The 14,639-nt window shown below is 44.9% G+C and carries 13 protein-coding genes; 5 read left to right on the forward strand and 8 right to left on the reverse strand.

Annotated features, from left to right (window positions below; all coding sequences use genetic code 11):
• The first annotated feature begins 19 nt into the window (after positions 1-19).
• The 5 genes from L0659_RS06550 to L0659_RS06570 are packed head-to-tail and all read left to right on the forward strand — an operon-like array spanning position 20 to position 6,984.
• The gene (locus tag L0659_RS06550) at positions 20-1,006 is read left to right on the forward strand and encodes a MoxR family ATPase (RefSeq protein ID WP_235124928.1); all 987 of its coding nucleotides are present in this window, start codon (positions 20-22) and stop codon (positions 1,004-1,006) included.
• 35 nt (positions 1,007-1,041) lie between these two features.
• Positions 1,042-1,941 (forward strand): DUF58 domain-containing protein, encoded by a 900-nt coding sequence (locus L0659_RS06555; RefSeq protein ID WP_235124929.1) that lies wholly within the window; start codon positions 1,042-1,044, stop codon positions 1,939-1,941.
• Positions 1,942-3,066 carry a BatA domain-containing protein gene (locus tag L0659_RS06560; protein WP_235124930.1) on the forward strand — a complete coding sequence of 375 codons (1,125 nt, stop codon included), beginning with the start codon at positions 1,942-1,944 and terminating at the stop codon, positions 3,064-3,066.
• Positions 3,059-5,275 carry a hypothetical protein gene (locus L0659_RS06565; protein ID WP_235124931.1) on the forward strand — a complete coding sequence of 739 codons (2,217 nt, stop codon included), beginning with the start codon at positions 3,059-3,061 and terminating at the stop codon, positions 5,273-5,275. The genes L0659_RS06560 and L0659_RS06565 overlap by 8 nt, the downstream gene beginning before the upstream one ends.
• A gap of 35 nt (positions 5,276-5,310) precedes the next feature.
• On the forward strand, positions 5,311-6,984 hold the full coding sequence (locus L0659_RS06570) for a hypothetical protein (protein WP_235124932.1): 1,674 nt from the start codon (positions 5,311-5,313) through the stop codon (positions 6,982-6,984).
• 44 nt (positions 6,985-7,028) lie between these two features.
• Here the strand turns inward: L0659_RS06570 and L0659_RS06575 are convergent, their stop codons facing one another.
• The 8 genes from L0659_RS06575 to L0659_RS06610 all read right to left on the reverse strand — a co-directional run bounded on the left by L0659_RS06575 (position 7,029) and on the right by L0659_RS06610 (position 14,437).
• Entirely contained in the window at positions 7,029-8,318 is a 1,290-nt protein-coding gene (locus tag L0659_RS06575) for an ATP-binding protein (RefSeq protein ID WP_235124933.1), read from the reverse strand.
• Positions 8,315-8,638 (reverse strand): circadian clock KaiB family protein, encoded by a 324-nt coding sequence (locus L0659_RS06580; protein WP_235124935.1) that lies wholly within the window; start codon positions 8,636-8,638, stop codon positions 8,315-8,317. The genes L0659_RS06575 and L0659_RS06580 overlap by 4 nt, the downstream gene beginning before the upstream one ends.
• Complete coding sequence (locus tag L0659_RS06585) at positions 8,635-8,934, reverse strand: circadian clock KaiB family protein (protein ID WP_235124937.1); 300 nt, start codon at positions 8,932-8,934, stop codon at positions 8,635-8,637. Before L0659_RS06585 ends, L0659_RS06580 begins: the two co-directional genes overlap by 4 nt.
• Before the next feature lie 18 nt (positions 8,935-8,952).
• Entirely contained in the window at positions 8,953-10,668 is a 1,716-nt protein-coding gene (kaiC, locus tag L0659_RS06590) for a circadian clock protein KaiC (protein ID WP_235124938.1), read from the reverse strand.
• 137 nt (positions 10,669-10,805) lie between these two features.
• Entirely contained in the window at positions 10,806-11,204 is a 399-nt protein-coding gene (locus tag L0659_RS06595; RefSeq protein ID WP_235124939.1) for a response regulator, read from the reverse strand.
• 96 nt (positions 11,205-11,300) lie between these two features.
• Positions 11,301-11,948, reverse strand: a complete 648-nt coding sequence (locus tag L0659_RS06600) for a response regulator transcription factor (RefSeq protein ID WP_235124940.1) — start codon at positions 11,946-11,948, stop codon at positions 11,301-11,303.
• Between the two features lie 276 nt (positions 11,949-12,224).
• Positions 12,225-12,986, reverse strand: coding sequence for a DeoR/GlpR family DNA-binding transcription regulator (locus tag L0659_RS06605; protein ID WP_235124941.1), 762 nt, complete (start codon positions 12,984-12,986; stop codon positions 12,225-12,227).
• 59 nt (positions 12,987-13,045) lie between these two features.
• Entirely contained in the window at positions 13,046-14,437 is a 1,392-nt protein-coding gene (locus L0659_RS06610; RefSeq protein WP_235124943.1) for a sensor histidine kinase KdpD, read from the reverse strand.
• Positions 14,438-14,639 lie beyond the last annotated feature (202 nt).

Here is a 14,639-nt window from a genome sequence, read left to right on the forward strand (position 1 = left end):
AATAACTGCATTCTGAGGTTTGGAAAAATTGGAGTTGAGCCATTATAAAGAGCTGGTTGCCAAGCTGCCGCTTCTGAAAAAGGAAATTGCCAAAGTGATTGTCGGGCAGCAGGAAGCAATTGACGAAATATTGATTTCCCTGCTCGCTTCCGGGCATTGCCTGCTGGAAGGCGTGCCTGGTCTGGCAAAGACATTAATGGTCAAAACAATGTCTGAAGCGCTGCATATGAGCTTTAAAAGGATCCAGTTTACACCGGATCTGATGCCCGGGGACATTGTAGGGACCGAAATTTTGGAGGAAGATCACGAGACTGGAAAGAAGTTTTTCAAATTCAATCGCGGACCTGTTTTTGCAAATGTGGTTTTGGCTGATGAAATAAACCGGACGCCGCCCAAAACGCAGGCCGCATTACTGGAAGCCATGCAGGAAAAGTCCGTCACCTATGGCGGGACAAACTACGAGCTGCCAAACCCATTCCTGATCATTGCTACCCAAAATCCGATCGAGCAAGCAGGAACCTATCCATTACCAGAAGCCCAACTCGACCGTTTTTTGCTTTATATCAAACTAAATTATCCCAGTGAGCAGGAAGAACTGGATGTCTTGAAAGCCACAACCGGATCATTCAAAGCGAACATTGACCGTGTTTTAGCCGATTCTGAAATTGTCGATTTACAGAGATTAACCCGTCAGGTGCACATCAGCGATGATCTGATTCAATGGATCAATAAACTGGTGCGGGCGAGCCGTCCCGAAGGAAGCCCGTCTGAATTTGTCAGAGAATGGTGCGATTGGGGCGCAGGGCCTCGCGCGGGGCAGGCGCTCGTGTTATGCGCAAAAGCCCGTGCAGTCCTGAGCGAGCGTTTCGCAGTGATCCCGGAGGACATTCAAACATTGGCCTACCCGGTGTTACGCCACAGAATCGCCATGAATTTCCGCGCCGAAGCCGAAAACATTACGACCGACCAAGTTATCCACCAACTGCTACAAAAAATCAAACCTTAAACCAATGGATGCCATTGGCATCACCGATTCCTGACATGCCAAAAAGTACGGGCCTACTCGCATCTGAGCTCATCAAGCTGAAAAATCTGCAACTGACCGGCAAGCTGGTGAGCGAGGAGCTGATGCTGGGGATCCATGCCAGCAAACGGTCGGGAATAGGGGTGGAGTTTGAGCAATATCGGCACTATGAGCCCGGCGACGACCCGAAACGCATTGACTGGAAGTTGTTTGCGCGGACAGACAAGCATTTGATCCGCGAATCGTCCACAGAGAGCGATAAGCAGGTCCGGTTTGTCCTGGATCTTTCCGGTTCGATGAATTATGTGGAAAATGGTGTGAGCCGGTTGCAATATGCGCAAATTTTACTGGCCTCGCTTGCATATCTCTGCTACATTCAGAATGATCAAATGTCACTTTATGCATTGAAAGACAGTGTGATACAAACGGTTTCAGCTACCGGCGCTTCCTCTTCCGGCAAGCAGGCGTTTCAGAAAATTCTTGTGGGTCTGGAGAAAACTGTTGCTGGTGGCATTTGGGAAAATGAAGGGCAAAATATCAAATTTCCGGAATTTCAGTCGAAGAAAAAGGAACAGCTGATTTTTGTTAGTGATTTTTTGCAGGCCCGGAATGAGTGGCTGGATTTGATCCGTTCGCTTGCGAGCCCGTATCGCGAAATAGTTGTATTTCAGATTCTTGGAGATCAGGAATTGGAATTTAACCTTGAAGGTTTCTATCGATTTAAGGATTTGGAAACGGGTAAGGAAATCGAGCTGGACGCCGGGTCTGTTCGCGAGAAGTTTCGCCAATCGGCTGATCAATATTTGCAGCAGTTAAAAGAGGCACTACAAATCCCGCATGTAAGCCTCGTGCGCGCGCGCATGAGCGATCCCATCGGAATGGTTTTAAAGTCATTTTTGACCAAACGAAAAGGATAAATGGAGTTTCTGAATCCATATATGCTTTGGGGAACGCTGGCGATTGCTTTGCCGGTGATCATTCATTTTTGGTATCAGAAAAAGGGCAAACAAATTGCATGGGCGGCTTCGCAGTGGCTCGTTGACAAAACTTCGCTGCAAAACCGTGGCATAAGGATAGATGAAATTCCACTGCTGCTAATCCGCTGTCTGTTAGTGATTTTGCTTTCCATTCTGCTTAGCGAGCCTATTCTGACCTGGTTCAATAAGGACCAGGAAAAAGAACAATTTCATTTGGTACAGGCTGATGCCGGCGTGATCAGCAATTTTCGGTTCGAACTTGAAAATGCGCTGAAAAAGAAAGAAAAGGTAATTTTTATCGGCGCTGATCCGGAACCTTTAGCAGACCTCACTTCAATTCCGCGGGATGAAAGCGGTTTGTCTAGGTTACAGCAGAACATTAACAACATTGCCGGTCGTGACACGCATTTGAACTTATATTTAAATAACAATCAGGAAATAAGCCGTTTACCTAAGATCCTTATCCCTGGAACTTATAAGTTATTTGTGGTTAGGGATTCAGTGCGAAAATCAGAAAATCCGCTGATCGATTTTGCCAAGAGAACGGGTAAGGAACGCATTAATGTACTAATTAATTATGAAAATCAGGAAGAAACGGAAACGGTTCGGGCTGGTCTGAAAGCATTAAGAGATGTTTTTCAGATTCCGATTAATATAGATTTGGCAACCGGATTAAAAAGCCAATATGACTGGATTTTTACAGATAAGCCAATAGAGAGGCAAAATAAGCAGACTTTGTATGTTGTCCCGCAAAAAAGTGTCGGGGATCATGTATTTGAAAACATTATTGAGGTCAACGATTCACTGCGGCTGGCGACTTCTTCAATCGTGCAAAATGGGCAGTTGCCGGAATGGCTGGGAGAGATGCTGATCGCTCATTATGACCTCGGTAACAAGTCAAATCCGCTAAGTCAGAGGCAGCTGGAAGGAGCATTCGCAAGCATTCAATCACAAAAGGGACAACATTCAAATGGTTCGCATCAATGGTTGTTGTTGGTTTTTATTTTGATATTCATGCTGGAACGTTGGATTTCACTTAATCAAAACAATGCGCGCAATGCATGAATTAAGGAAAATGATCGGTATGGTGACCAACCAGCTTTACGCCAGCGGAATGTTACGCTGCTTGCTGTTGGCCGGCTCTGCCTATCTTTTCGTTTCTGCGTTTACCGGGCCGTTTCATATGCTCAGCATTTTTGCAGCGATTGCGGCTCTGGGGGCAGGATTTGGTGTGACCGGGATCTATAAAAGTAAAAGACAGAAGGCTATTGCGTTGATACACAATCATGTGGGTGAAACGGAATATAGTTTGCACCTTCTGGAAAAAGCGGACCTGAATGTCGCGGAACAATTACAGTTAGAGCGCATTGCGAACCAAAACTTTACTTTTCCCATAGTAAAGCTTTATCATGGCCTGCCGACTTATATAAGCATTTTTGCGGCGGTGCTGGCATTTCATTTCATTTATCCCACCATTTTATTTAATAAAAAAACAGGTGGTGCAAAGCAAACAATGCAGCAGGAACCAGCGCGTCCGAATGTGTTACTTGCACCTCAATACGAGTCCGCGACGATTAACATTACGCCGCCCGCATACACAAGGTTACCCAAGCAGCAATCAAATGACTTGAATGTCAGCACAATAACTGGCTCTGCATTGTCTTGGACGGTGAAGTTCAGCCATTCTGAAAACCTTTCCCTTCGGCTGGCAAATAGCCAGGGCGAGGAGATTCCCTTTCAAAAACGGAAAGGTCGTTTTACTCATTCAGATAAAATTACAGGATCCGGTTTATATGCGATTAAGGGTTATTGGAAGGATTCACTCATCTACCAGTCTGATTTTTACCGCCTGGAAGCATTACCCGATCTCGCACCGAAAATAGAGCCTGCGTCCAAAGAATTGTATAAATACCATTTTCTGAAAGATCCTAAAACGATAAAAATCTCGGCTAAAATTTCAGACGACTTCCTTGTTAGTCAGGCGTTTATAGTTGCAACATTGGCTCGGGGATCGGGAGAGAATGTGAAATTCCGGGAGGTGAAAATTTCTTTAATGCCGAAAGATTTCAAAGAGGCCAATTTGCAGAAGGAGATCAACCTCAGTGAGTTAAATTTCACTCCAGGGGACGAATTGTATTATTATTGGGCGGCTATCGATAACAAAACCCCGCAGGCAAATTTCAGCAAGTCAGATACGTATTTTTTGGTTTACAAAGACACGTCTAATGTTGAGGAAGCGGAGCTGGCGACCATGGCTGTGAACATTATGCCGGAATATTTCAGAAGTCAAAGGCAAATCATTATTGATACGGAAAAGTTGATCGCGAAGCGAAAGAAGTTGGCCCAAAAAGAGTTTGCTTCGGCGTCCAATGAAATTGGTTTTGACCAAAAAGTGCTCAGACTGCGTTATGGGCAATATTTGGGGGAGGAATTTGAAACAAGCATTGGCGGCGGTGGCGCACCCCAGGGTGCAGATGCTGGTAATGTGCTGGATGCATTTACCCATAAGTCGGACGGGGAAGGCGAAGCTGCGGAGCGCCGGGCTGCCGAGCCTGAACATAAGGATGACCATGCCGGACATGACCACGGAAAAGGACATGATGAAGCGGGTGAGAAAGATCCCCTGGCAGCACTAATGGAACAATATGTCCATGCACACGATGACGCGGAAACGAACACATTCTATGAGCAATCGACCCGAAGTTTGCTGAAAATGGCTTTGGAACAAATGTGGCAGTCGGAACTGCATTTGCGCTTATATGAGCCAGAAAAAGCCCTTCCATTTGAGCATAGAGCGCTTGAATTCCTGAAATCTGCCCAGCATAAGGCCAGGACATATGTCAAAAAAAGCGGTTACGACCCGCCTCCGATCAAGGAAAAAGAGAAACGGTTGAGCGGTGAGTTGACTGAGATCAGCAGTAATTTGAATGCTGAAAAGTTATACAAAAGTAAAACGACGGCCCAGCTGGCCGCCGAAATTTTGGGTTTCCTGGACTATGAACAGTTCATTCAAGAACAAAAGTCCAGATTACGGCTGACCGGAAGCACGCTATCAGACCGGCTTATCAGCAGCGGACCATTCAATGGAGGATTAGGGAACTGGGAAATGATCGGGTCGTTGCAAAAACTCGTCAATGGGTCAACATTATCAGTAAAGGAAAAGCAACGCTTAAAAAGCAGTTTGTATAAATTTACCAACCATTCTGAACGAAGCCGAAGCAGTTATTCCAGTGAGAAAAAGCTGGAGGAAGCGTTTTGGAAAAAGCTTCAATAGACATAAAAACCGGACTGACCGCTCAACAAATACGCATGATCCACTTCGACTTTAACTGGTCAGATCCGCTTAATCTCATCATTCTGGCACTTGCCCTGGCGCTGCTTCCCTTGCAGTTATGGCTGATTTTGCGCGGTAATGTTGCCGGTCGCTTTACCTCGCGGCATTGGGTCAGGATAGGCTTGCATGTGCTGTTGTGGCTGGCGGTTTTAGCATTTATCATTCAACCATATGGGCTTGCAAAAGCTAAAACGGTTACAGGTTTTATCGCAGGAAAAGATGTTCCCGCAATGACGGCCAATTCACTGAGGGATAGCATCAATAACCTGCGTAAATTGGTTTCAAGTGACTTTAAAAGCGCAGGTTTTGATACATTAATTCTGGCAGGACAGGATTTTCCTGTGGATGTGTTTGAAGGAATTTTGAGCGCAAAAAAATTTCCTGAAAGGATTGAGTGGATTCCATATTTTTCTACGGACAAATGGCAGACATTACAATGGAAGGGAATTTTGCGAAAGGGTGAAATGCAGGTCGTTCAAGGCAGTATGAATGCATCCGGGCCGAAACTTTTGAAGGTCAAATACGGATCTAAAACGCTTGATAGCATTGCATTAAACAAAGGACAGAATAAATTCAGCCTACGTTTCCCGGTTTTTTCCGAGGGTAGGACACTGGTTGAGCTAGCGCTAGGCGATCAGGTCCAGGATACCCTGCATTTTTTTGCACGGCCATCACAGAAACTCACCTTTCAGTTCATTCTGGACAGCCCGGATTTTGAAAGCCGCGCGCTGGCTGACTGGCTCGGGAAGTCGGGACATGCTGTGATTTATGAGGCAACTTTATCGAAAAACACAAAAAGTCAACAGACGATTAATAAAGGGCAGAATCCGGATGTTATCATTACCGATGCGGGTAATGCTGGCAACGCCATAATTAAGAAACATTTAGCGGCTGGTAAAAGCATTTTGTTCATGAACATGACCAAGCCAGCGGATGAGATCAAAGCTATTAATGTTGCTTTGGGAACGCGGTTCAACGTGCGGAGAATATCTGCGGAAGAATCTGTTCCTGTAAATCCTGGTCTTACAGCTTTGCCTTTCCGCTTCGTGCCGGGCAATCGATATCTTATTTCCAAAACATTCCCTGTTGCTGTTGAAAAAAACCGGGGCAGGGTGGGCGTGAGCTTGTTAAGTGAAACTTTTCCGCTTCAACTTGCAGGGGATAGTGTGGCATATCAAAAAGTTTGGGATGCAGTGTTTGCGCCGGTTTTACCGGCAACCGCGGACAACATGGAAATTCAAGCGCCTCTTTTCGAAGGTGTTAACGCTTCTGTGAAATTAAATTGGTTGTCTAATGCATTAAATATTTTGAGGATCGGGTCTGATTCAATTTTTCTAAGCCATTCACTTATAAATCAGCAATCAGCTGGGGCCAATTTCAGGCCCACGGAAACCGGCTGGATCAGCTCGAACGACTCGCTGAACATTGAATTGTTTGTAGAAAAACAGGCCAATATGAAAGACATCTATCACACAGCAATGCTAACGGATTTTATCAAGTCCTATAATAGTCTCCAAAACCGGTTAAAAAGTGAACCGGACGCTTCCCGGAACGATTTAAACGAGGTTAAGCAAAAACTTCCGGATTGGATGTGGTTTACGCTGCTTATGCTATGCTGTCTGGCCGTGTGGATCGAGCGTAAATTGTAGCTGCGTGGCTATTCTTTCAATGGAAAGCTGCTTGGGATGTATTCCTAAACCCCTTGTTTCACAGGCAAAATCAGTTCAAACACTGCGCCTTCGCCTTCCTTGCTGGATACATTAATGCTTCCGTTGTGCTTGTCAATGATCTTTTTGGTAATGGCTAAACCAATGCCAGAACCTTCGTATTTGTCTTTGGTGTTTAAACGCTCAAAGAGTGAGAAAATCTTTTCATTATACAGCTCATCAAAGCCAATTCCGTTATCAGCAATGGTGATGTAACAGGTCGCTGTGCCGGAAGCGTCTTTTAATGAACCCTCTGCTTCCCCATGGACACCTCCCGAAATGCGTATCACCGGCGCAAGTCCCGGCTTTGAGAATTTGATGGAATTGCTGATCAGATTTTGAAAAACCTGTTTGATTTGTCCCCTGTTGACTTCAATATCAGGCAATTGATCTACAAAAATTTGTGCATTTTTTTCCAGGATAAGGATCTCATAATCATCCAGCACTTCATTGACGACTTCGTTCAGGCTGGTTAATGCATAATTATTCAGATTGGTCGAGAGTCTTGAATAGCTGAGAATATCTGTGATCATATTGCGCATTCTTTGGGAAGACGCGATGATTTTATCCAGATATGTAATGTTTTCTTCCGAAACCTGATCGGCAAGCCGATTTCTCAGCATGGTGGAGAAGATCAATATTTTACGCAACGGCTCCTGCAAGTCGTGGGAAGCCACGGAAGCAAACTGTTGCAGGTCGTGGTTGCTGATTTCAAGCTCTGTATTGATCTCAGCCAGACGTAAGTTGTTCTGTTTCAGAAGTTGCTGAATTTCTTTTTGGAACGAAAGATCCGTAAGTATAACGCTCAACGCGGGCCCTTCGTCCAGTTGAAGCATGGTAACCGACAGCTGGCAGGGAACCTGAGCGCCGCCTCTGCTGATACAAAGCTCCGTTTTACTGTCTTCACTCCAACCGTTATTAAAAAGATCCAGATATATATCAAGGAACCCATCGGCAATAAAATCAGCGAAATGCAACCCTACCACCTTGGACAAAGGCAGGTTGATCATGGAAGCGAACATGGAGTTGCAGTAAAGGATCAGTCCCTCATGATTCAGCGTTACCGCACCTTCGTTCATTTTCTCGATGAACACGCGGTAAGTCTGATCAGCCGTCTTCAATGTGAAGAGCTGATGCCCGCCGTCGGGACTTTTGACCACCAATGCATCCACCTGTCCTGAACGGATCGCATGAATGGTCTCAGTGGCCTCTTCAAGTTGTGAGTGCAGGTCTTCATTTTCCCTTAGCAGCTCCTCATATGTCTTCTGCCTGTTCATGTTCCAATCGAAATTCCGAGACCTTTAAGCACTTTTTCTGTATCGGACATGTCTCCGATCAGTCTTCTTGCCGGTAAGGGCAAACTTTTAATGAGTAGAGGTAAGGCAATGATCTGTTCTTTTTCAGCCAGGGTTTTTTGTTGGTAAACATCAATGATTTCCAGCGAGTACCGGTCTTTGAGATATGTTTCACAGATTTCCTTAACATTCACGACCGCCCTCCTCGAATTGAAGGACGCGCCTGTAATGAACAGCCGCAGCTCGTAGTGGATCACTTCCTCATCCTCATTAAACGGCGTAATATCTGTGTTATCGCTCATTCTGTTCTTTTTGCAGGGCGTATATTAAGTCCAACCAGTACTTTTTCCTCGTTTGAAAGGTCACCTATGATCTTACGGATAGGTTCCGGGACTTTCTTCACAAGCGTAGGAATGGCAAGTATCTGATCGCCCTCAGCCAGCTGCGGTTGTAACAGAAGATCGATTACTTCAATGACATATTTGTCTTTTAAATACTCTTCACAATATTTCCTGAGATTGGCAAGCGCGGTGACCGACTTAGTCGTTTTTCCGGCTACGTATAATCTAAGCTCCCATATTTCTGCTGTTTCTTCCATATCTGACTGGTGCGGTTTCTAATCTCTTTTTTTGCCGTCCCGGATCTGGGAAAGCTCATGTCGGTTCTTCTCGAAGACTTCTTTTTTAAGCTCCTCTTCAATAAAGGTTTTATTCAATTCCTCTTGCAAGGATGCGAATTCTTCTTTCAGACTTTCAATTTTTGCTTCCAGCACCATTTTCTTCCGCTCAATCTCCCTGTCTTTTCTTGATACTGCATGATCGCGCAGTACAACGCCTGTTTGTTCTAGCAGTTGTTGCGCTTCTCTTGCTGAACCGGTCAGCACGCCTTCCGGTCCAAGGAAAACATCCACAAGGTCCAGGCCATTGTCACTGATCACAAATTCTCGCACCTGGTTCGAATGCTTCATTCCGCGTGATTTCATCACGTAAAGTCCTCTGTTGCGCTCGCCGTTCATCTCAATGTCGCGGACTAGCAACCAGGCATCTACCAGAGAGGACACGCTTTCGTCTGTCTGTTCTGATATGTTGTCATTTAATGAAAGCGCGGTAAAAAGCACGGTCGTCCCTTCTGCCTGAAGGAAATCAATCAGCCTGATCAGCACGCTTTTCACTTCACTCACGGACCCGACTGTGATCAGGTTCGTGATCGGATCAACAATAACCGTCTTCGGTTTGAATTGCGTGATCATTTTATTAATTGACAGCAAATGCATTTCCAACCCATTCAATGTAGGCCGGGAAGCATGGAACTTTAAAAGATTATTATCTATATGACTTTGCAAATCGATTCCTATCGAGCGCATATTGCGAACGATCTGCTTGGGCGATTCTTCAAAGGCGAAGTAAATGCAACGATCTCCGTTCAAGCAGGTTTCATTGGCAAACGAGCCTGCAATACTGGTTTTTCCAGTTCCCGCCGTTCCGGAAACAAGAATGCTGCTTCCTTCGAAAAAACCTTCTCCGCCCAGCATTTTATTCAATGCCGGGATGCCCGATGAAATCCGTTTACTCGAAGCATCATGCGACAAAGTCAGGGAAGTTACTGGCAAAACTGAGATGCCGTCTTCATCGATCAGGAACGGATATTCATTGGTTCCGTGCACCGATCCTCTGTATTTGACGATTCGAAGCAGCCGGGTTGAAATTTTGTTGGCAACGCGGTGATCCAGTAATATCACGCAATCGGATACATATTCTTCCAGACCTTGGCGGGTTAGTAAGCCTTCGCCCCTTTCGCCCGTAATAATGGTCGTAACGTTTCTATCTTTCAGCCATTCAAACAACCTTCTCAGTTCGGCCCGGATGATCGCTTCATTGTTTAGTCCTGAAAAAAGACTTTCAATAGTGTCCAAAACAACGCGCTTCGCGCCAATGCTGTCAATGGCGTGGCCTAATCTGATAAAAAGCCCGTCCAGGTCATACTCACCGGTCTCTTCAATTTCACTTCTCTCAATGTGAACATGGTCCAGCTTTATGAGCTTGTCTTTCTGCATTTGGTTCAGGTCAAAACCAAGCGAAGCAACATTGATGGTCAGTTCTTCGCTTTTCTCCTCAAATGCAACAAAGACCCCCGGTTCGCCGAACTGGAGTGCGCCGTGGACTAAAAATTCGATGGAGAAAAGTGTTTTACCGCATCCTGCGGAACCGCAAATCAGCGTAGGCCGTCCCTGTGGAAATCCGCCGAGGGTAATTTCGTCAAGACCTTTGATGCCTGTTCTGGCCTTCTGAAGTGCGGGAAGGCCGGTAATTGAGTCAGAGGAGGTGGTTTTCATTGAATTTAGCTATTCTGATTTCGCTTTGCGTACAGTGTTTTGAACCACATTTACAAATACCGTACCAAGTGTCTTTTCCTGGTTATTGTAGTAAAATGTTTTGGTACAATGGTTCAACAACACCCAAAGTGCGGATGCTAGGAGAGAAATTGTTCGGTCAGTTGGATGCCGAGCTGGTTGAATTCTTCAAATGTACTTGGCTTGGTAATGAAGCGGTCTGCCCCTGCCTGATATGCCTTTTCGATGAGCAATGTGTTGGACGAAGTAGAGATCATGACTACCGGGACTTCGGACAGATCAGCATCGGCACGGATCGCGGCAATGGTTTCGAGACCATTCATCTTAGGCATGTTCATGTCCATAAGGATCAGCGACGCGTGTTGTGGCGGAAGCTTTTTCATTACTTTGATCAGTTCCAACCCGTTTTCAACCTCGATAATTTCAGTTGATGCGTTTGCTGCTTTTATGGCCTGACGCATAAAGAAGCGGTCATCCTGATCGTCATCAGCCAAATAGATAGTCTTAGGTTCCTTCATTTGAAGATTGTGAATTACAAATATAATTTGAAATATCACATTGCGTGAATCTTCGCCCGCTAATTGGATTAAAAAAAAATGAGAATTTGTAAGCCCTTATTTACCAGGCCTTCCGTTCTTGTAATGCTCTACTTTGACAAACATCTCGATGATGGTTGAAACCTCTAATTTTTCAAAAATTCTCGATTTATAGGTGCTTACCGAGCTTCCGGTAATGTTCAGCTGGGTCGCTATTTCCTTGGTCCACTTGCCATCAAGCAGCAGGTCCATCACTTCCAGCTCCCTTTGCGAGAGGTTTTCGAGCGGATGTTCACTGTTGGTATTGGCTTCAAAAGTATGCCGCATCAGCTGCTGCTGCACAACATCGCTTACATATCGTCCATTTTCAAGGACGGATAAAATCGCCGTTTTTACAGTTTGCTGCGGCGAATTTTTTGCCAGAAAACCGTTGGCACCGGCTTTCAGGTAATGCATGGCGTAAAGCGCTTCATCCATTCCCGAAAACACCAGGATCAATACTTTTGGCTGTAATTTTCGAATTCTGGGGATCATATTGAAACCTTCGCCACCGGGAATGTCAATGTCCAGAATGATCAGGTCAAAATGGGCGGACGCAACGTGTGTGAGTGTTTCGTCGAAATTGGATGCTTCCCGAACGCTCGTGGAGCCGATGAGGTCATTGATTAGGAATCGGGTCGCCAGTCTGACAACTGAGTGGTCTTCTACAAGTAATATTTGTTTCATTCTCGCTGCCCTGTGTTTTCAAAAGTGAGTGTCTGAACTTGCCTTCCTTTAAAAATAGCGAATTTACTATACAACTTCTTATCATTAGGCTAAGTTTTGTAGAAATTATTCTAAACAATTTACTAATAGGTAAGAACTATCACGTTGACCAACAGTGTCCGGATCTTTCCAGCTTTTCAAAAAGATAGCAATTTCACCCTAAAAAATCTCGTATCCAATTGATAATGAGCATAACGGTCAGCATCATACGCATCCAAATTGAGCAACATTAATGTCTTATTCGGCGATAACCACAGCTAATCCCTTGTCCGTAAGTTCTTTTTTTCGTGAAGCGTCCAGATTATGGTCTGTGAAAAGGCCTTTAAGCTGGGATAAACCGGCCACTTTGATATGGCTGTCTTTCCCGATCTTTGAGGAATCACACAGAACAAACACCTGGGAAGCATTTTTGATGAAAGCGGATGTGATGGAAGATTCGTGCTCGCTGTGGGAGGTAAGGCCGTTTTGTGCTGAAATTCCATCAATTCCGATGAAGGCTTTGTGCGCGTGGTAACCGTTGATATGCTCTATGGCTTTGTGGCCGTGCACGGCTTTCCGGGATTTGTCAATTTCCCCGCCGATTAGGTTCAAACTGATAGAAGGCGTATCAATCAGCTCGGCCATGACAGGCAGCGAATTGGTGATCACCTTAATCCCTTTTCGTTTTTTCAGGTAACGGCACATTTTGAAAACTGTGCTTCCGCAATCCAAAAAGATAATGTCGTTATCTGTCACATACTCAGCAGCGAGTTGAGCGATTTTTTCTTTGTTCTCCTCATTATTTCCGGCTTTCGCAGTAAAACTTGTCAAGACCAACCCCTCAATTTTCATCGCGCCGCCGTGGGTGCGCATGAGCAGTCCTTCGCTAGCAATATCGTGCAGGTCGCGCCGGATCGTGGCGGGCGACATCGCCAGCTTTTCAGATAGTTCAAATACGGATAAGCTGCCAAAATCATTAATGGCCGCCAGGATTTTTTTCTTTCGTTCCTGAAAATTCATTGGAAATATTTTCTCTGATCAAAAATAATCAATATTGATCAAAGCAGGCGGCAGATCTTTTACAATTTTTCAGAAGTTCCCAATTGCAAAGGATCAGGCTCAAAGGATGAGCCTGACTTGGCGTTTTTTGGGATGGATACAAAGAAACTTGTTCCCTCCGAGGGAATGGATTCAAACCAGATCTTTCCGTTTTGGGCCATCAGGAATTCCTGGGTTAGCAATAAGCCCAGGCCAACGCCCTTTTCATTCTTAGTGCCATAGGTCGACTGGACATTCAATGAAAAGATGACAGCCTGCTTGTCCGGAGAAATCCCGATCCCGTTATCCCGGACCGTGATAATGCATTCGTTCCCTGATATGGCCGATTCAATGCTGACGCGGCCACCTTCCGGTGTGAACTTTATCGCGTTGCCAATCAGATTTCTGAAAACGACCTGCATCATTTCCCGATCTGCAAAAATTTCGATCGACGGATCTATTTCGTAGTTCAATTGGATATCCTTCCTGGTGGCGCTGCTTTTTTCCAGGGATAATGTTGAATTTAAAAGTTCATCCAGGTTCAGGGCTTCTTTTTGTGCAGAAACTCCGTTCAATTGTGATTTTGACCAGTTTAGAAGTTTTGATAGCAAAGCCATCGTGTCGTTTGTGGCATTTAGCAATTCCCTTTTGATACCCAGCTTTTCTGTTTCATCAAGATCGTAGACGGTTAACAGTTCAAGGAAATTCTGGATACTCGCCAGCGGTGCGCGCACGTCATGCGCAACGATTGACATTAGCTTGTTCTTTTCACCATTTATGCGTTCAAGCTCAACATTTTGCTTTAAAATTTGCTGATTCTTTTCTGCGATAAACAGCGATTTTTCTACCGCCGACTGTTTTTCATTTTCATAACTCCGCCGGATATAATCTGTGCAGATGTATACCAATACTGCCACCACAACATATGAAGACATCTGATCGACAAACATGCTGAACCTGTCCAGATAGGTGTAGGGAACGGTTACTGGATAGTGATATTCAATAACATTCAAGGCCAGCACAACCATAATGTTGACCGGGATCCATATCTTATATTGCTTCGCAGGGCTTATTCCAATGCTTAACAACAAAAGAAGAAGAAAATAAAGGTCAGTCGGCCCGCGGAGGCCGGAATTTAAAAAGTAGTTGACTACAAATAACAAAAGCCCCACAATGTTGGCGATCAGGATCGAAATGCCGAATTGATGGCGGAAACGGGAATTGTAATATAAAATGGTAACCGCAAAAAGCACCAGCAGGCTGATGAATGCCACTCTTGGCAGTCCGATGATGTAATTAAAGGGAACATTATAGCTCAGGGCAGCTAATGATATGAGGCATACGGAATGAAAAATCCGGGCATTTAAAGGAAATTCGGCAGACGGCCCAGATAGTTTGATCCAAAAATTGTAAAGCGTGGATTTGGAACGCAAAACAGTAGCTATATTAAGGTTCGAGGAAGGTTAATTATTCAGTGTAAATATCACGAATTAATGCGACGTATGCTCAATCTGCCAGAGAAATTTAATGTCGTTATCTGTATCCTGATGTTTACTTGCGTGCTTTTTGCAGAAAACGAAAAACGGTAACCTACCCGAAGGTGGCGCTTTTAACATTTGGTTAAGTTTTGTTTTA

Source organism: Dyadobacter sp. CY347, assembly GCF_021502655.1.
Taxonomy (GTDB): domain Bacteria; phylum Bacteroidota; class Bacteroidia; order Cytophagales; family Spirosomataceae; genus Dyadobacter.